The following is a 16,502-nucleotide window of genomic DNA, read 5'->3' on the forward strand; positions in this document are numbered from 1 at the left end:
GCCTCGCACCGTGGCAGGGCGCCCGCCGCCGTCCCACGAACGGCCGCCGGGGAGCACGACCCGGCCCCGCGACATCCGGCCGACGGCGGCGCCGACGGTCGTGACCCACGGGGCAGCGTGCGCGGCGTAGGCCGACGCTCCGGAGTTGCCGGACGCGCCGATGACGACCACGTCGGCCTCGGCGGCGCCGAGGAGCGCCACCTGGAGGGTGTCGATGAGCTCGCCCCCTGCGAGGGCCAGGCTGAGGACGTCGACGCCGTCGGCGACCGCGGCGTCGACCGCGGACACGACGTCGGCGGTCGAGCAGCCGTCGTCGGCGGGGTCGGGTGCTCCCCAGCAGGCCTTGTAGGTGGCGACCCGCGCCTGCGGGGCCACGCCGCCGAAGAAGCCGGCGTCACGGTCGTCGACCCGGACGCTGACACCGGCGTTGCCGGCCGCGACCGAGGAGACCTGCGTGCCGTGCCCGAGCGCGTCGCGCGGCGACAGCGACTCCGAGGACCTCACGCGGTCGGCGCCGAAGCCGCCGACGTACCAGCGGGCGCCGACGATCTTGCGGGTGCAGTCGTTGACCGTCCAGCCGTCGCCCTCGGCGCACGCGCCGGCGAAGCCCTCGGGGTCGGCGCCGAGTCCCGGCACCTCCGCGAAGGCGGGCGACTCCGGCGCGATGCCCGAGTCGACGACACCGATCACCACGCCGGCCCCGCCCCGCAGGCGCGGGCTGGCCGCGGCGCCACGGACGGCCGCGAACGACGTCCGCCCGGCCATCGGGCGGATGGAGTCGGCCTCGACCGAGGCGACGCCGGGCTGGTCGACGAGCGCGGTCAGCTGGGCCTCGGTCAGCCGGACCGCGAAGCCGTTGAGCGCGGTGGTCCAGCGGTAGACGGGCTCGCCGGCACCGACGGCGGTGAGCACGGCGTCCTGCGCGGCCAGCAGCTCGGGTGCCTCCGCGCGGCCGGCGGCGGTGCCGCCGCCGTTCATCGTCACGAGGGCGAGGTCGCCCGGCGCTGCGGTGGGCGGGGCGTCGTCGGCGGTCGCGACGGCAGGGACCGACAGGCCGAGGGCGAGCGTGAGCAGGCCGCAGCCGATCAACCGTCTGGTCCGTCGTGTCCGCACGTGTCTCTCCCGCTCAGCAGCTCTGGTCACCCTCCGCCCCCAGCGGTGGGACCCCCGAGCCTCCCATGGTCCCAGTAGTGCCGTCACCAAATCAAAGCCCTCCCCCGGGACCCGGCGCCAGAACCCGTTGGTCGGGGGTCGGTGGCGCCCCCTATCCTGTGCCGGGCCGGGTGGAACCACGCGGCGCCGAGTGCTGAGCTGAGTGGGGTGGACCGTGCCGAGTGGCAAGGTGAAGTGGTACGACACGGAGAAGGGCTTCGGCTTCCTGTCGCAGGAGGACGGCCCGGACGTCTACGTCCACGCCGACGCGCTGCCCGAGGGCACGACCACGCTCAAGGCCGGCACGAAGGTCGAGTTCGGCATCGCCCAGGGTCGCCGCGGCGACCAGGCGCTGCAGGTGCGCGTCATCGACGCCCCCGCCTCGGTCGCGCGCAACCAGCGCAACGCCCAGCGCAAGCAGCCGGAGGCGATGGTGACGATCGTCGAGGACCTCATCAAGATGCTCGAGGGCGTCGAGGAGACCTACCGGCGGGGCCGGCACCCCGAGCGCGCGGCCGCGCGCGGCACGGCGAAGGTGCTGCGCGCCCTCGCCGACGAGCTCGACGCCTGATCCACCGCGACCGGCGGCGTCGTCAGGTACGCGCCGGCCCTGACGCCCGGTGCGGACGGCTGAACAGCACGAACGCCGCCCAGAGCCCCAGGACCCCGGCCGCGATGCCGAGGCCGAGCTGCGGCATCAGCGGCATCACGATCCCCACGAAGCCGCCGATGACCCACGCCAGCTGGAGCGTGGTGTCGGAGCGGGCGAACGCGCTGGCCTGGATGCGGCTGGGGATGTCGCGCTGGATCGTCGAGTCGAGCGACAGCTTGGCGAGCGACTGCGCGAGGCCAGCTGTCAGCCCGAGCAGCACGAGGGTGGCGAGCCCGTAGAACAACGCCGCCAGGATCGCGACGACGACGTCGGCCAGCAGGGCGATCACCACCGTCATCGCCGGGTTCAGGCGTCTGAGCAGCGACCCGATCGTGATGCCGATGGTGTTGCCGAGGCCCGCCGCGCCGATCACGAGCCCGAGCAGCACCTCGGGCCGCCAGTCGCCGATCGGGTTGTCGCGCAGCAGGAACGCCATGAACATCGTGAGGAAGCCCGAGAACCACCGCGGTCCACAGTTGGCCCGCAACGCGAACGCCACCGCCCCGGGGATGCGGGTGCGCGGGCGACGACCGGTGCGCACCTCGTCGGTCGAGCCGGTCAGCACCATCTCGCCCTCGCCGTGGCTGGAGTCGACCTTCTGCGGAAGCCGGATCGCCCAGATCGTCGCGAGCACGAAGACCAGGAAGCCGTAGCGCAGCGACCACTCCGGGCCGAACGTCGAGGCGAGGATGGCGAGCGGCGCGGACAGCCCAGCGCCCACCACGCCCGCGAGCGAGACCCGGGCGTTGGCCTTGACGAGCGTCAGGTCGGGCGGCAGCAGCCGGGGGACCGCCGCGGCGCGCGTGACGCCGTACGCCTTGGAGGCGACGAGGCAGCCCAGCGCCGCCGGGAACAGCCAGTCGGACTCGGTGACCACGGCCGTCGCCAGCACCCAGCAGAGGAAGCAGCGGATCGCCATGGTCGCGCCCACGGCCCACCGCCGGCCGTGGCTGAAGCGGTCGAGGAACGGGCCGATCAGCGGCGCGACGATCGCGAAGGGCAGCATCGTCAGGCCCAGGAACAGCGCGACCTGGCCGCGGGCCTCCCCGGTCGGGACCTGGAAGAAGAGGGTGCCGGCGAGCGAGATCGCGACGGCGGCGTCACCGGCGGCGTTGAAGGCGTGGAGCTCGATCAGGCGCGAGAGCCCCGAGTCGCCGGCGCCCTCCGCGCGGGTGGCCCGCCGTGTCTGCGCGACCGCGAACTGACCGGCGGTCCCCGCGCCGCGACCGGCCGCCCGGGCTCCGCGGGCAGCCCCGGCGAACGAGCGTCGTACGGCGCCCGCGCGGGGCGCGCCAGCTCCCGCCGCCGGTGCGTCGGTGCCCGATCGGGGTGCGTCGGTGGCGGTGTCGGAGCGCTCCGACTGCGGACCCGCGGTGGGTTCGGGGCGGTCGGACGTCACGTGCACCATCTTGGCCTACGGCTCCCGGCCCTGCGTCCGACACCCGCAGGTCTGGTCGCGTCCGGCGTCCCCGACGGGACAGGACCACCAGCCATTTGCCATGATGCGCAGGTGATCGCTCTCCCTACTCGTGCCGGCAAGCCCGACTCGGTCCTCGCCAAGGCGGTGGAGCTGGCGCGCAGCGTCGTCCTCGAGGTCGCCGACCCGACCGACATCGGCGACCACCTCGGCGCCCGCGCCGAGGGCGAGCGCGTCGTCACCCACCACTTCTCGTGCACCCGCCCGGGCTACCCGGGCTGGTACTGGTCGGTCACCATGACCCGCGCCAAGCGCGGCAAGGACCTGACCGTCAACGAGGTCGTCCTGCTGCCCGGCGACGAGGCCATCGTGGCGCCCGACTGGGTGCCCTACAAGGAGCGCCTCCAGCCCGGCGACCTGTCACCCGGCGACCTCCTGCCCGTCGAGGACGAGGACGCCCGGCTGGTTCCGACCTACCTCGTCGGCGACGACCCGATCGACACCCCGCTCGACGGTGACGCCCGGGCGCAGGTGCGCCGCGTGGCCGAGGACCTCGGGCTGGGCCGCGTCCGCACCCTGAGCCGCGAGGGACTCGACATGGCGGCCGAGCGCTGGCAGGCCGGGCCCGGCGGCCCGGAGGCGCCGCTGGCGAAGAGCGCGCCGGACAGCTGCTGGTCCTGCGGCTTCCTGGTCCGCCTCAACGGGTCGCTGTCGATGAGCTTCGGCGTCTGCGCCAACGGCAACGCCAACGACGACGGTCGCGTGGTCTCCGTCGACCACGGCTGTGGCGCGCACTCCGAGGTCAAGCTCGCGCGCAAGCAGCAGCCGCTGCCGCTCCCGGACCACGTGCACGACACCGTGGGCGACGACGAGCTCGAGCCCCTCTGAGACGCAGGGTCCCGGCGCAGGTTCAGCGGCCCAGCACCCACACGGCGTAGTCGCCGACCGGCTCGTGCAGCTCGTAGCTGCCGAACCGGTGCACCACCCGCAGCCCGGCCGCCTCCACGTCGGCGACGAACTCGTCGGCGGGATAGGTGCGGCTGCCGGCCTTGACCGCCTGAAGGTGGAATCCCACGAGTGCGCGCCCGCTCGGGGCGAGCAGGTCGCGCACCCGCTGCAGCACGCCCCGCTCGGTGCCCTCGGCGAGGAAGATCATCACGTTGCCGACGAGCACCGCGAGGTCGAACGCGCCCAGCTCGGCCGGGTCGAGGGCCAGCGCGTCGTGGGGCAGGACCTCGAGGTCGGCGTAGGTCGCCCGCGACTGGTCGCGGAGCGCCGGGTCGGGCTCGGTCGCGACGACGTCGTGGCCCCGAGCCGCCAGCTCGGCCGCGATGCGGCCCATGCCGGAGCCGATGTCGATGATCCGGGCGCCGCGGGGGACCAGCGCATCGGCAAGCCGGGCCTCGCCGGCGACGTCGGCGCCCTGCGCGACGAGGTCGGCGAAGTGGCGTCCGTAGCCGCGGTTGTCCTCGCCCGCGAGCTCCCAGCGGGTCGGCGTCGTCATGCGCGGACGCTCATCGGACCGCCTGCTGCGAGGCCCGCTCCTTGCGCCGGCGACGGCAGTACTCCAGGCCACAGAGGCCGAGCCCGAAACCGGCGAGGCAGGTCCACAGCCACCAGGTGCGGCCGCTGTCCTCGAGTGCGCCCCAGAAGGGCAGCAGGCCCAGGAAACCCAGCAGCCACAGCGCGGTGCCGACCTCGGTCGTACGGACTCCGTCGACGTCGAGCGGCTCGACCTGCGCCACGATGTAGGTGCGCCGACCGATCTCGTGCTGCGTCGGCTGCTCGTCACCCAGGTCCACGCGCTCACGCTACACGCGAGCGGTGGTGCAGCGCGGGCCCCTCTTCGTGCCACACTGCGGTCCTGTGAGCGACCAGACGCAGACAGCGCGACAGCGACCGCAGGGCTCGGGCCTCGACGGCTACTTCAAGATCAGCGAGCGCGGCTCGTCCGTCGGCCGTGAGGTCCGCGGCGGCGTCGTGACCTTCTTGACGATGGCCTACATCATCGTGCTCAACCCGCTGATCCTCGGTTTCGTGCCCGACTCGACGGGCGCCTTCCTGGGCGGCGGGGCCGAGCCGGGCAGCGGCATCCCGGCCATCGCGGCAGGTACGGCGCTGGTCGCCGGCGTGCTGACGATCGCCATGGGCGGGTTCGCCAACTTCCCGCTCGCCCTGGCCACGGGGCTCGGCCTCAACGCGTTCGTCGCGAACACGATCGCCCGCCAGTCCACCTGGGAGGCGGCGATGGGGCTCGTCGTGCTCGAGGGCATCCTGATCCTTCTGCTGGTGCTCACCGGCTTCCGGAAGGCCGTCTTCCACGCCGTCCCGCAGCAGCTCAAGGTGGCGATCTCGGTCGGGATCGGCCTGTTCATCGCCCTCATCGGCTTCGTCGACGCCCGCGTCGTGACCCGCATCCCCGACGCGTTCCAGACCACCGTCCCGGTCCAGCTCGGCGCCGACGGCCACCTCGGCGGCTGGCCGGTGCTGGTGTTCTGCCTGGGCCTGGCGCTCATGATCGCCCTCTGGGTGCGCAAGGTGCGCGGCGCGATCCTCATCTCGATCCTCGTCACCACCGTGGTGGCCGTCGTGGTCGAGGCGATCGGTGAGCTGGGTGCCGCGTCGGGCGACAACCCCACGGGCTGGTCGCTCAGTGTGCCCACCCTCAGCGGCGACTTCGTCGCTTGGCCGTCCTTCGACACCCTCGGCGAGGTCGACCTGTTCGGCGCCTTCGGCAGCGCCGGCACCGGCGTGCTGGCCGCGCTGCTCCTCGTCTTCTCGCTCCTGCTGGCCGACTTCTTCGACACGATGGGGACGATGACGGCCATCGGTGCCGAGGCCAGCCTCAACGACGAGGAGGGCACGCCGCCCAACGCCCAGCGCATCCTGGTCGTCGACTCGGTCGCCGCGATCGCCGGTGGCGCCGCGGGCGTCTCGTCCAACACCTCCTACATCGAGAGCGCCTCGGGCGTCGGCGAGGGCGCCCGCACGGGGCTGGCCTCCATCGTCACCGGCGTGCTGTTCCTGCTCGCCACCTTCTTCACCCCCCTCGTCGCGGCCATCCCGTCGGAGGCGGCCGTCCCGGCGCTGGTGCTGGTGGGCTTCCTGATGATGCAGCAGGTCACCGAGATCGACTGGCGCGACCTCGAGGTGGCCATCCCGGCGTTCCTCACCGTCGTCCTGATGCCCTTCACGTACTCGATCTCGGTCGGCATCGGGGCCGGCTTCGTGGCGTACGTCTTCATCAAGGTCGTCGTCGGCAAGGCCCGGGAGGTCCACCCGCTCATGTGGGTCGTCGCGGCCCTCTTCGTCGTCTTCTTCGCCTACACGCCCATCAGCGGCTGGCTCTCCTGACCGCCTGAGGGTCCGCGCGAGGGTGAACCTCGCGACGTCAGCGATCCCCGGTCGGCCGGGGATCACTGAACATGTCGGCCCGTGCAAAGCCTGACAACTTCAGCGATCCCCGGTCAGCCGGGGATCGCTGCAGGGCGCCATCGGCGGCCGGAATAGTTAGCAGAAGTAATGAGTTATGCTAACGACATGCCGACCGCCGACCTCCGCACCGACGCCGGGCTCGCCTCAGAGCTCCGGGCCGGTGTCATGCGCCTGCGCCGCCGACTCGTCAACGAGCGCCACCCCGACAACGACCTGAGCATCCCGCAGATGGTCGTGCTCGGGCTCCTCGTGCGGATCGGCGAGCAGACCGTCGGCGACCTGGCCCGCGCCGAGCGCGTCCAGCCGCCGTCGATGACCCGCACGGTCAACTGCCTGGAGAGCGACGGCTACGTCGAGCGCCGCCCCCACGAGACCGACGGACGCCAGGTCGTCGTCTCGATCACCGACTCAGGCCGTGCCGCCGTGCTGGCCGACCGCCAGCGCCGCGACGCCTGGCTGTCCCAGCGCCTCGCCGGGCTCACGCCGGCCGAGCGCGCCACCCTCCGCGACGCAGCGCCGATCCTGGCCCGGCTCGCCGTCGCCGACTGACCACCTGACCGAATGATCGACTGAGGAGTCACCACGAGTCCCACGTTCCGCTCCCTCTCCAACGCGAACTACCGCCTGTACGCCGCCGGCGGTGTCGTGTCCAACACCGGCACCTGGATGCAGCGCGTCGCCCAGGACTGGCTGGTGCTCGAGCTCGCCGCCGGGTCCGGCGCCACCGCGCTGGGCATCACGACCGGGCTCCAGTTCCTGCCGTTCCTGCTGCTGACGCCGTTCGCCGGCCTCATCGCCGACCGGATGCCCAAGCAGCGACTGCTGCAGCTCACCAACCTCGGCATGGCGCTCCCGGCCGCCGTCCTCGGCATCCTCGCCGTCACCGGCGTCGCCGAGGTCTGGCACGTCTACGTCCTCGCCTTCCTGCTCGGCTCGGCGTCGGCGTTCGACGCGCCCGCCCGGCAGTCGTTCGTCTCCGAGCTCGTCGAGCCGGGCGACCTGACCAACGCCGTCGGCCTCAACTCCGCCAGCTTCAACGCCGCCCGCCTCGTCGGCCCCGGCCTCGCCGGCCTGCTCATCGCCGCCTTCGGCGGGGGATCGGTCGCGACCGGCTGGGTCATCCTGCTCAACGCGGTGTCGTACGCCGCCCCGATCTGGTCGCTGCGCCACCTCGACGCCAGCCGGATCGACGCCGCGGCGCCGGCCGACCGCGGGCCCGGCGCGATCCGGGAGGGCGTGGCCTACGTCCGTGCGCGCCCGGACCTGCTGCTCGTGCTGGGACTGGTGTTCTTCGCCGGCACGTTCGGCCTCAACTTCCAGATCACCTCCGCGCTGATGGCCACCGAGGTGTTCGGCAAGGGACCCGAGGAGTTCGGCCTGCTCGGCACCTTCCTGGCCGTCGGCTCGCTGACGGGTGCCCTGCTCGCCGCGCGGCGCAACCAGGTGCGCCACCGCCTCGTCGTGGGCGCCGCACTGGCGTTCGGGCTGTCGGTGATGCTCGCCGGGCTGATGCCCTCCTACCTCACCTTCGCGCTGCTCGCGCCGATCACCGGACTGACCGCGCTGACCTTCATCACCAGCGCCAACACCTACATGCAGCTGCACACCGACGCCGGGGTCCGCGGCCGGGTGATGGCCCTCTACCTGATGATCTTCATGGGCGGGACACCCGTCGGCGCACCCATCATCGGCTGGATCGGTGAGGAGTACGGCGCACGCTGGACGCTGCTGGGCGGCGGGCTGCTCACGATCGCCGGTGTGGCGCTCTCGGCGGGCCTCTACCTCAGGGCCGACCGGGCGCGGCGCGAGCGTGACCCCCGCGTGCCCGAAGCGACCGTCCAGGCGGCACCAGCGGCATTTTGATTCTGCCGTGGCGCACGAGTAGCCTCAATCCTCGTGTCTGGCACGTCCAGACCCATGCCCATGCTCCGGAATTCGCGGCGTCTCATGCCGCGCCCCGGCTGGCCACGGAATTCGCAACAGGCACGCGCAACAACGCATGACACCCGAGCCCGGCACCTCGCCGAGCCGTGACAGATGACAGAGAGAGGGAACCACCCGGTGCCCACCATCAACCAGCTGGTCCGCAAGGGCCGCCAGGACAAGGTGTCGAAGAACAAGACGCCTGCCCTGAAGGGATCCCCGCAGCGCCGAGGCGTCTGCACCCGCGTCTACACGACCACCCCGAAGAAGCCGAACTCCGCCCTCCGCAAGGTCGCCCGCGTGCGCCTGAGCAGTGGCGTCGAGGTCACCGCCTACATCCCGGGTGTCGGTCACAACCTGCAGGAGCACTCGATCGTGCTCGTGCGCGGCGGCCGTGTGAAGGACCTTCCCGGTGTCCGCTACAAGATCATCCGCGGCTCGCTCGACACCCAGGGTGTCAAGAACCGCAAGCAGGCCCGCAGCCGCTACGGCGCGAAGAAGGAGAAGTAATGCCTCGCAAGGGTCCCGCTCCCAAGCGCCCCCTCGTCGTCGACCCGGTCTACGGCTCCCAGCTGGTCACCCAGCTCGTGAGCAAGGTCCTGCAGGACGGCAAGAAGGCTGTGGCGCAGCGCATCGTCTACACCGCTCTCGAGGGCTGCCGCGAGAAGACCGGCACCGACCCCGTCGTCACGCTCAAGCGCGCGATGGACAACGTCAAGCCGGCGATCGAGGTCAAGTCCCGCCGCGTCGGTGGCGCGACCTACCAGGTCCCCATCGAGGTCAAGGCCAACCGCTCCACCACGCTGGCCCTGCGCTGGCTCGTGGGCTACGCCGCCGACCGCCGCGAGAAGACCATGTCCGAGCGCCTGATGAACGAGATCCTCGACGCGAGCAACGGCCTCGGTGCCGCTGTGAAGAAGCGCGAGGACACCCACAAGATGGCCGAGTCCAACAAGGCCTTCGCTCACTACCGCTGGTGACGGCGAGGGGCCGTACGACCCGCACCGCGCGTCGTACGGCCCCTCACCCCACGAGCTCCCACCAACTTTCGAGGGACTGAGACACAACAGTGGCTGTCGACATCACCACCGACCTCAACAAGGTCCGCAACATCGGCATCATGGCGCACATCGACGCCGGCAAGACCACCACCACCGAGCGCATCCTCTTCTACACCGGCATCACCTACAAGATCGGTGAGGTCCACGAGGGTGGCGCCACGATGGACTGGATGGAGCAGGAGCAGGAGCGCGGCATCACCATCACGTCCGCCGCGACGACCTGCTGGTGGAAGGACCACCAGATCAACATCATCGACACGCCCGGCCACGTGGACTTCACCGCCGAGGTCGAGCGCTCGCTGCGCGTCCTCGACGGCGCCGTGGCGGTGTTCGACGGTGTCGCCGGTGTGGAGCCGCAGACCATGACGGTGTGGCGCCAGGCCAACAAGTACTCCGTCCCCCGCATGTGCTTCGTCAACAAGCTCGACCGCACCGGAGCGGACTTCTTCCGCTGCGTCGACATGATGGTCGAGCGCCTCAACTCCACCCCGCTGGTCCTCCAGCTCCCCATCGGTGCCGAGTCCGACTTCCTCGGTGTCGTCGACCTGGTCGGCATGCGTGCCCTCACCTGGCGCGGCGAGACCACCATGGGCGAGGACTACGAGGTCGAGGAGATCCCGGCCGAGCTCGCCGAGCAGGCTGCGGAGTATCGCGAGAAGTTCATCGAGACGCTCGCCGAGGCCGACGACGACATCATGGAGAAGTACCTCGAGGAGGGTGACGAGAACTTCACCGTCGCCGAGCTCGAGGCCGCGATCCGTCGCGCCACGCTGGCCGACAAGCTCAACCCGGTCCTGTGCGGCACCGCGTTCAAGAACAAGGGCGTCCAGCCCCTGCTCGACGCGGTCGTCAAGTTCCTGCCGTCGCCGCTCGACATCGACGGCATCCAGGGCCACTCGGTCAAGGACGAGAACGAGGTCATCGTTCGCCAGCCGTCGGACAGCGAGCCGTTCTCCGGCCTGGCCTACAAGATCGCCTCCGACCCGCACCTCGGCAAGCTGATCTACGTCCGCGTCTACTCCGGCAAGCTCGAGGCCGGCTCGACCGTGGTCAACTCGGTCAACGGCCGCAAGGAGCGGATCGGCAAGGTCTACCAGATGCACGCCAACAAGCGTGAGGAGATCGCGTCGGTCGGCGCCGGCCAGATCGTGGCCGTGATGGGTCTGAAGGACACCAAGACCGGTCACACGCTCAGCGACCCGAACAACCAGGTCGTGCTCGAGTCGATGACGTTCCCGGCCCCGGTGATCGAGGTCGCGATCGAGCCCAAGACGAAGAGCGACCAGGAGAAGCTGGGCACCGCGATCCAGCGCCTCTCCGACGAGGACCCGACCTTCACGGTCAAGGCCGACGAAGAGACCGGCCAGACGATCATCGCCGGCATGGGCGAGCTGCACCTCGAGATCCTGGTCGACCGCATGAAGCGCGAGTTCCGCGTCGAGGCGACCGTCGGCAAGCCGCAGGTGGCCTACCGTGAGACCGTCCGCAACACGGTCGAGAAGCACTCCTACACCCACAAGAAGCAGACCGGTGGTTCGGGTCAGTTCGCCAAGGTTGTCGTCAACCTCGGTCCGAACATCGACCCTGAGACCGGCACCGGCGCGGGCTACGAGTTCGTTAACAACGTGTCCGGTGGTCGCGTGCCGAAGGAGTACATCCCCTCGGTCGACCAGGGTGGCCAGGAGGCCATGGAGTTCGGCGTGCTCGCCGGCTACCCCATGGTGGACGTGAAGTTCTCCCTCGAGGACGGCGCCTACCACGACGTCGACTCGTCCGAGCTTGCGTTCAAGATCGCCGGAAACCAGGCCTTCAAGGAGGCCGCACGCAAGGCAAAGCCGGTCCTGCTCGAGCCGATGTTCGCCGTAGAGGTCACCACGCCCGACACGTTCCTGGGCACCGTGATCGGCGACATCAACTCGCGTCGTGGCCAGATCCAGGCTCAGGAGGAGCGTCACGGCGACATGGTCGTCAACGCCCTTGTGCCCCTGTCCGAGATGTTCGGGTACGTTGGCGACCTGAGGTCCAAGACCTCCGGTCAGGCGTCGTACTCGATGGAGTTCGACTCGTACGCCGAGGTTCCCACGAACATCGCCGACGAGATCATCAAGAAGGTCCGCGGCGAGTAATCTCGCCCGGATCCTCGGCACCAGCACCACCCCACACCCACGAGTCAAGTAACAACAATCAGGAGGAGCCCCAGTGGCTAAGGCGAAGTTCGAGCGGACCAAGCCGCACGTCAACATCGGCACCATCGGTCACATCGACCACGGCAAGACGACGCTGACCGCGGCGATCACCAAGGTGCTGCACGACAAGTACCCGAACCTCAACGAGGCTTCGGCGTTCGACCAGATCGACAAGGCCCCCGAGGAGCGCCAGCGCGGCATCACGATCTCGATCGCGCACGTCGAGTACCAGACCGAGGCGCGCCACTACGCGCACGTCGACTGCCCCGGTCACGCCGACTACATCAAGAACATGATCACCGGCGCGGCCCAGATGGACGGCGCGATCCTCGTGGTCGCCGCCACCGACGGCCCGATGCCGCAGACGCGTGAGCACGTGCTGCTCGCCCGCCAGGTCGGCGTGCCGGCCCTGGTCGTGGCGCTCAACAAGTGCGACATGGTCGACGACGAGGAGCTCATCGAGCTCGTCGAGATGGAGGTGCGCGAGCTCCTCTCGGAGTACGAGTTCCCGGGCGACGACATCCCCGTGGTTCGCGTTGCCGCCTTCCCGGCCCTGCAGGGTGACGAGAAGTGGGCCGACTCGATCGTCGAGCTCATGACGGCGGTGGACGAGTCCATCCCGACGCCCGAGCGCGAGACCGACAAGCCCTTCCTCATGCCCGTCGAGGACGTCTTCACGATCACTGGTCGTGGCACCGTCATCACCGGTCGCATCGAGCGCGGCATCGTCAAGGTCAACGAGGAGGTCGAGATCATCGGCATCCGCGAGACCGCCCAGAAGTCGACCGTCACCGGTGTCGAGATGTTCCGCAAGCTCCTCGACGAGGGCCAGGCGGGCGAGAACGTCGGTCTGCTCCTCCGTGGCACCAAGCGCGAGGACATCGAGCGCGGCATGGTCGTCATCAAGCCGGGCACCACGACGCCTCACACGAACTTCGAGGCCTCGGTCTACATCCTCAGCAAGGACGAGGGCGGCCGTCACACGCCGTTCTTCAACAACTACCGTCCCCAGTTCTACTTCCGTACGACTGACGTGACCGGTGTTGTGACCCTGCCCGAGGGCACCGAGATGGTCATGCCGGGTGACAACACCGAGATGTCGGTGGAGCTCATCCAGCCCATCGCGATGGACGAGGGCCTGCGCTTCGCCATCCGCGAGGGTGGCCGCACGGTCGGCGCCGGCCGCGTCGTCAAGATCACCAAGTGATCTGAGCGCCTGAGGGCGCACCAGCACCACACCGAGACCCCGTCTCCCGCAAGGGAGGCGGGGTCTCGCGCGTCCCGGGTCGGACCCGCCCGGCAGGATGTCAGCCATGGGGTTCACCAGGGCCGAGCTCGAGACCTTCCGCGACGTGGAGGTCCCCGACCTCCTCCCGTCCGCCGGCCAGCCGTTGCGGCTGCTGTTCGTCGGCATCAACCCGGGCCTGTGGACCGCCGCCACGCAGTCCCACTTCGCCCGCCCCGGCAACCGGTTCTACCCCGCGCTGCTGCGCGCCGGGGTCCTCACGTCCCCGATCGACCCGGCAGCGGGCATGACCGACGAGGACCGCGACCTGCTCCGGCGGCAGGGGATCGGCATCACCAACGTGGCGCCGCGAGCGACGGCACGGGCCGACGAGCTCACGCCAGCCGAGCTGCGGGAGGGCGGGGAGCGGCTCCACGCACTGGTGGCAGAGCGTCGTCCGGCCGTCGTGGCGGTTGCCGGCATCACCGCCTACCGCACGGCGTTCGGCGAGCCCCGTGCCCGGGTCGGCGAGCAGCCCGACCGCTGGGGCGCCTCGCGGGTGTTCGTGGTGCCCAACCCGTCGGGGCTCAACGCCCACGAGACCGTCGCGACGCTGGCCCGGGCCTACGCCGACGCGGCCCGGGCGGCCGGAGTGCTCGGGAGCACGCCGGAGCCGTGACCTGACCCCCGCGGAGCCGGGAGCGCCCGTCAGGCGGCGTACGGCGGCGGGAGCAGGCCGTGCTGGACGAGCAGTCCCTCCACCCGCTGGCGCTCGTGGTCGAGATCCTCGCCGGGCGGGAGGACGGCCAGCAGGTGGGGGCGCCCCGCCATGTCGGCGGCCTCGCCGAGGACCCGGTCGTAGGCCAGCCGGCAGCCCTCGTACTTCGCGAAGCGCATGCCGCCGCGGTGGAAGGTGGAGTGGAGCCGGCGCAGGTCGGCGCCCACCCTCTCGACCGGTCGGTGGAGCGGGACGACGTCGGCACCGTGCCGCCGTGCGCGCCGCGCGCGCCGTGCTGCGGCCCGGGCGCTGCGCCACTCGGCGAGGTCGCCCCGGAGGGCGGCGCAGGCCAGTCGGAGCAGCACCAGGGCCAGCAGCAGCGCGCCGACGGTGATGAGCCAGCTCCTCATCCATCCACGGTACGCCGGGCGCGCTCCGGGCGTCAGCCCATGTCGACCCCGTCGAAGTCCTCCGGGACGAAGTCCCGCTTCTCGACCAGCACCATCCAGTTGCCGGAGTTGTCGCGCATCAGTGCCTCGACGCCGTAGGGCCGCTCCTCCGGCTCCTGCAGGAACTCCACGCCCTTGGCCTTGAGGTCCCGGTAGGTCGCGTGGCAGTCGTCGACGTTCATCCCGATGCCCGGCAGGCCGCCCTCGTCCTGCGCGCGCTTCATCGCCTCGATGAGGTAGTCGGGGAGGGGGCCGCTGGGAGTGGTCAGGTGGAGGTGGACCTCGGGCTGCTTGGAGTGGAAGACCGTGCACCAGCGGAAGTCGGGCCCGAGCTGCAGGTCGTCGCCGACCTCGAAGCCGAGGACGTCGGTGTAGAAGGCGAGGGACTCGTCGATGTCCTTCACCCAGACGGACATGAGGGAGATGTTGGTGATCATGCGACGAGCCTATGAAGGACCGGCGCCGTCCTGCTTCTCCTGCGTTGCGGTCGTGCCAGCACCGCGCTTCTCGACGAGTCCGGCCATGAAGACGTAGCACCCGGGGATGCGCGGGTTCCCGACCGCGGCGTAGCGCCGCTGGAAGTCGCTGGGGCTCTCGCCGACGATCTCGCGGAAGCGGGAGCTGAACGAGCCGAGGCTGCTGTAGCCGACGGCGTGGCAGACCTCGGTGACGGTCAGGTTGGCCGCACGCAGAAGGTCCTGGGCCCGCTCGACGCGACGCTCGGCTAGGTACGCCGCCGGCGTCGGGCCGTAGGTCATCGCGAAGGACCGGATGAAGTGGTAGCGGCTCATCCCGGCGAGCTGCGCGAGGTGGTCGAGGTCGAAGGGCTCGGCGAAGTGCCGGTCGAGGTGGTCGCGCGTGCGGCGCAGGTGCACCAGCACGTCGCCGGGGACGCGTCGTGGCCCGGTCGTGCGCCCCGTCATCCGAGCAGCGCCTCCACGGCGCCGCGGAACGCCGACGTGTGCGCGTCGACGTCCGACCGGTCGTGGAACGGCGAGAAGAGCGACATGTTGTGGAACGGCGCCAGCAGGACGCCGCGGTTGACGGTCCAGAGGTGGAAGAACGCGTCGAGCTCCTCGTCGACGGCGGCCGCGGCCTCCGCGCCGGTGCGCGGCGGCGGGCAGAACCAGTACTCCGCCCGGCAGCCGAGCCGCTGGACGTGCCACGGCAGCTCGTGCTGGGCGATGACGTCCCGGATGCCGTCGGTGAACTGCTCGGCGAGCGGGATCGAGACGTCGAAGTCCTCCTGCCGCAGGGCGGTGGAGAGGGTGGTCCGCACGGCGGCCATCGCGAGCGCCGACCCCGACAGGGTGCCGCCGACGCCGGCGACGTCGATGTCGTGCCCGAGCATCGGACCCTCGAGCCGCGAGGCGACCTCCTCGGTCATGCCGTAGGCCGCGACCGGGATGCCACCTCCGATGGGCTTGCCGATGACCACGAGGTCGGGGTCGAGGCCCCAGGCTGCGGTCGCGCCGCCCGGGCCGGCGCAGATCGTGTGCGTCTCGTCGTTGACGAGCAGCACACCGTGGCGCCGGGTCACCTCCCGGACGCCGGCGAGGTAGCCGTCGTCGGGCAGCACGATGCCGATGTTGGTGAGCGCCGGCTCCATCAGCAGGCACGCGACGTCGCCCCGCGCGAGCCGCGCGTCGAGGGCGTCGAGGTCGTTGAACGGCACCACCGCGGTGGTGGTGGCGACGTCGACCTGCGGTCCCAGCGCGCCGGGCCGCGCGACGACCCGGTCGCCCGCACGACCGTGCTCGAGGACGCCGAGCGTCTCGTCGACCGTGCCGTGGTAGCACCAGTCCATCACCGCGATCCGGGGCCGGCCGGTGAGGTGGCGGGCGAACCGGAGCACGAAGCGGTTGGCGTCGGTGGCCGTCATCGCCATCTGCCACCGGGGCAGGCCGAAGCGGCGGCTGAGCTCACCGGCGACCCACGCGGCGTCCGTCGAGGGGAGCATCGTGGTGATGCCACGCTCGGTGCGCTCGCGCACCGCCTCGGCCACCGCCGGCAGGCAGTGGCCCGTCATCGAGCCCGTGTCGCCGAGGCACAGGTCGACGAAGTCGATGCCGTCGACGTCGGTGAAGCGTCCTCCCGCCGCCGACTCGACGAACAGCGGGAAGGAGCCCGGCCAGCGGGTCATCCACGGCATCGGGACGCCCGCCAGCAGGTGCTCGCCCGCCTCCTTCGCCAGCCGCGCCGAGGTGGGGTGCAGGTCGACGAAGCGCTGCTCCTCCTCCGCGTGCAGGGCGGCCAGCCGGGACCGGTCGACCGTCGTCACGGG

At 71.1% G+C, this 16,502-nt stretch carries 17 protein-coding genes and 1 pseudogene; 10 read left to right on the forward strand and 8 right to left on the reverse strand.

Annotated elements, in window-relative coordinates; all coding sequences use genetic code 11:
- On the reverse strand, positions 1-1,113 hold a 1,113-nt coding region (locus tag ACXJKB_RS10580), incomplete at its 3' end, for a S8 family serine peptidase (RefSeq protein WP_457188099.1).
- A gap of 214 nt (positions 1,114-1,327) precedes the next feature.
- Here ACXJKB_RS10580 and ACXJKB_RS10585 point away from each other — a divergent pair.
- Positions 1,328-1,723, forward strand: a complete 396-nt coding sequence (locus ACXJKB_RS10585) for a cold-shock protein (protein ID WP_457188101.1) — start codon at positions 1,328-1,330, stop codon at positions 1,721-1,723.
- 22 nt (positions 1,724-1,745) lie between these two features.
- Here the strand turns inward: ACXJKB_RS10585 and ACXJKB_RS10590 are convergent, their stop codons facing one another.
- Positions 1,746-3,203, reverse strand: a complete 1,458-nt coding sequence (locus ACXJKB_RS10590) for an MFS transporter (RefSeq protein ID WP_457188103.1) — start codon at positions 3,201-3,203, stop codon at positions 1,746-1,748.
- Positions 3,204-3,314: 111 nt separating this feature from the next.
- On the opposite strand from ACXJKB_RS10590, the gene ACXJKB_RS10595 reads away from it, so the two are divergent.
- Entirely contained in the window at positions 3,315-4,109 is a 795-nt protein-coding gene (locus tag ACXJKB_RS10595; RefSeq protein WP_457188105.1) for a DUF3027 domain-containing protein, read from the forward strand.
- Positions 4,110-4,131: 22 nt separating this feature from the next.
- Here the strand turns inward: ACXJKB_RS10595 and ACXJKB_RS10600 are convergent, their stop codons facing one another.
- Complete coding sequence (locus ACXJKB_RS10600) at positions 4,132-4,725, reverse strand: class I SAM-dependent methyltransferase (RefSeq protein ID WP_457188107.1); 594 nt, start codon at positions 4,723-4,725, stop codon at positions 4,132-4,134.
- Positions 4,726-4,735: 10 nt separating this feature from the next.
- Positions 4,736-5,023 (reverse strand): DUF2530 domain-containing protein, encoded by a 288-nt coding sequence (locus tag ACXJKB_RS10605; RefSeq protein WP_254182517.1) that lies wholly within the window; start codon positions 5,021-5,023, stop codon positions 4,736-4,738.
- 64 nt (positions 5,024-5,087) lie between these two features.
- Here ACXJKB_RS10605 and ACXJKB_RS10610 point away from each other — a divergent pair, with 64 nt between their 5' ends.
- The 8 genes and pseudogenes from ACXJKB_RS10610 (at position 5,088) to ACXJKB_RS10645 (ending at position 13,730) form a co-directional block, all read left to right on the forward strand.
- A complete protein-coding gene (locus tag ACXJKB_RS10610) occupies positions 5,088-6,575 on the forward strand; it encodes an NCS2 family permease (protein WP_457188109.1) in 1,488 nt (495 codons plus the stop codon).
- 186 nt (positions 6,576-6,761) lie between these two features.
- Positions 6,762-7,205 (forward strand): MarR family winged helix-turn-helix transcriptional regulator, encoded by a 444-nt coding sequence (locus ACXJKB_RS10615; RefSeq protein ID WP_457188111.1) that lies wholly within the window; start codon positions 6,762-6,764, stop codon positions 7,203-7,205.
- Positions 7,206-7,262: 57 nt separating this feature from the next.
- Positions 7,263-8,519: pseudogene (locus ACXJKB_RS10620) on the forward strand (MFS transporter); the annotation flags it as partial.
- A 198-nt stretch (positions 8,520-8,717) separates the two neighbouring features.
- Positions 8,718-9,089, forward strand: a complete 372-nt coding sequence (gene rpsL, locus ACXJKB_RS10625; protein WP_056906817.1) for a 30S ribosomal protein S12 — start codon at positions 8,718-8,720, stop codon at positions 9,087-9,089.
- On the forward strand, positions 9,089-9,559 hold the full coding sequence (gene rpsG, locus ACXJKB_RS10630; protein WP_191194606.1) for a 30S ribosomal protein S7: 471 nt from the start codon (positions 9,089-9,091) through the stop codon (positions 9,557-9,559). The genes rpsL and rpsG overlap by 1 nt, the downstream gene beginning before the upstream one ends.
- Before the next feature lie 89 nt (positions 9,560-9,648).
- Positions 9,649-11,766 (forward strand): elongation factor G, encoded by a 2,118-nt coding sequence (gene fusA / locus ACXJKB_RS10635; RefSeq protein ID WP_191194607.1) that lies wholly within the window; start codon positions 9,649-9,651, stop codon positions 11,764-11,766.
- 73 nt (positions 11,767-11,839) lie between these two features.
- Entirely contained in the window at positions 11,840-13,033 is a 1,194-nt protein-coding gene (gene tuf, locus ACXJKB_RS10640) for an elongation factor Tu (RefSeq protein WP_300049773.1), read from the forward strand.
- A gap of 106 nt (positions 13,034-13,139) precedes the next feature.
- Positions 13,140-13,730: a mismatch-specific DNA-glycosylase gene (locus tag ACXJKB_RS10645; RefSeq protein WP_457188114.1), complete on the forward strand. Its 591-nt coding sequence runs from the start codon at positions 13,140-13,142 to the stop codon at positions 13,728-13,730.
- Between the two features lie 29 nt (positions 13,731-13,759).
- On the opposite strand, the gene ACXJKB_RS10650 is transcribed toward ACXJKB_RS10645, so the two are convergent.
- From ACXJKB_RS10650 to ACXJKB_RS10665, 4 genes are read right to left on the reverse strand one after another with little or no spacing between them, the layout of a single operon-like run.
- The gene (locus ACXJKB_RS10650; RefSeq protein WP_457188116.1) at positions 13,760-14,179 is read right to left on the reverse strand and encodes a hypothetical protein; all 420 of its coding nucleotides are present in this window, start codon (positions 14,177-14,179) and stop codon (positions 13,760-13,762) included.
- Between the two features lie 32 nt (positions 14,180-14,211).
- Positions 14,212-14,655: a VOC family protein gene (locus tag ACXJKB_RS10655; protein ID WP_457188118.1), complete on the reverse strand. Its 444-nt coding sequence runs from the start codon at positions 14,653-14,655 to the stop codon at positions 14,212-14,214.
- Between the two features lie 9 nt (positions 14,656-14,664).
- Complete coding sequence (locus ACXJKB_RS10660; protein WP_457188120.1) at positions 14,665-15,141, reverse strand: helix-turn-helix domain-containing protein; 477 nt, start codon at positions 15,139-15,141, stop codon at positions 14,665-14,667.
- The gene (locus ACXJKB_RS10665) at positions 15,138-16,499 is read right to left on the reverse strand and encodes a transaminase (protein WP_457188122.1); all 1,362 of its coding nucleotides are present in this window, start codon (positions 16,497-16,499) and stop codon (positions 15,138-15,140) included. Before ACXJKB_RS10665 ends, ACXJKB_RS10660 begins: the two co-directional genes overlap by 4 nt.
- Positions 16,500-16,502: the final 3 nt, after the last annotated feature.

Source organism: Nocardioides sp. P5_E3, assembly GCF_054049275.1.

What these genes read in the sequence shown, in the direction of transcription:
- ACXJKB_RS10660 (WP_457188120.1), bottom strand. Translation starts at nt 15,141, where the DNA reads ATGACGGGGCGCACGACCGGGCCACGACGCGTCCCCGGCGACGTGCTG.
- ACXJKB_RS10650 (WP_457188116.1), bottom strand. Translation starts at nt 14,179, where the DNA reads ATGAGGAGCTGGCTCATCACCGTCGGCGCGCTGCTGCTGGCCCTGGTG.
- ACXJKB_RS10600 (WP_457188107.1), bottom strand. Translation starts at nt 4,725, where the DNA reads ATGACGACGCCGACCCGCTGGGAGCTCGCGGGCGAGGACAACCGCGGC.
- ACXJKB_RS10655 (WP_457188118.1), bottom strand. Translation starts at nt 14,655, where the DNA reads ATGATCACCAACATCTCCCTCATGTCCGTCTGGGTGAAGGACATCGAC.
- ACXJKB_RS10645 (WP_457188114.1), top strand. Translation starts at nt 13,140, where the DNA reads ATGGGGTTCACCAGGGCCGAGCTCGAGACCTTCCGCGACGTGGAGGTC.
- ACXJKB_RS10615 (WP_457188111.1), top strand. Translation starts at nt 6,762, where the DNA reads ATGCCGACCGCCGACCTCCGCACCGACGCCGGGCTCGCCTCAGAGCTC.
- rpsG (WP_191194606.1), top strand. Translation starts at nt 9,089, where the DNA reads ATGCCTCGCAAGGGTCCCGCTCCCAAGCGCCCCCTCGTCGTCGACCCG.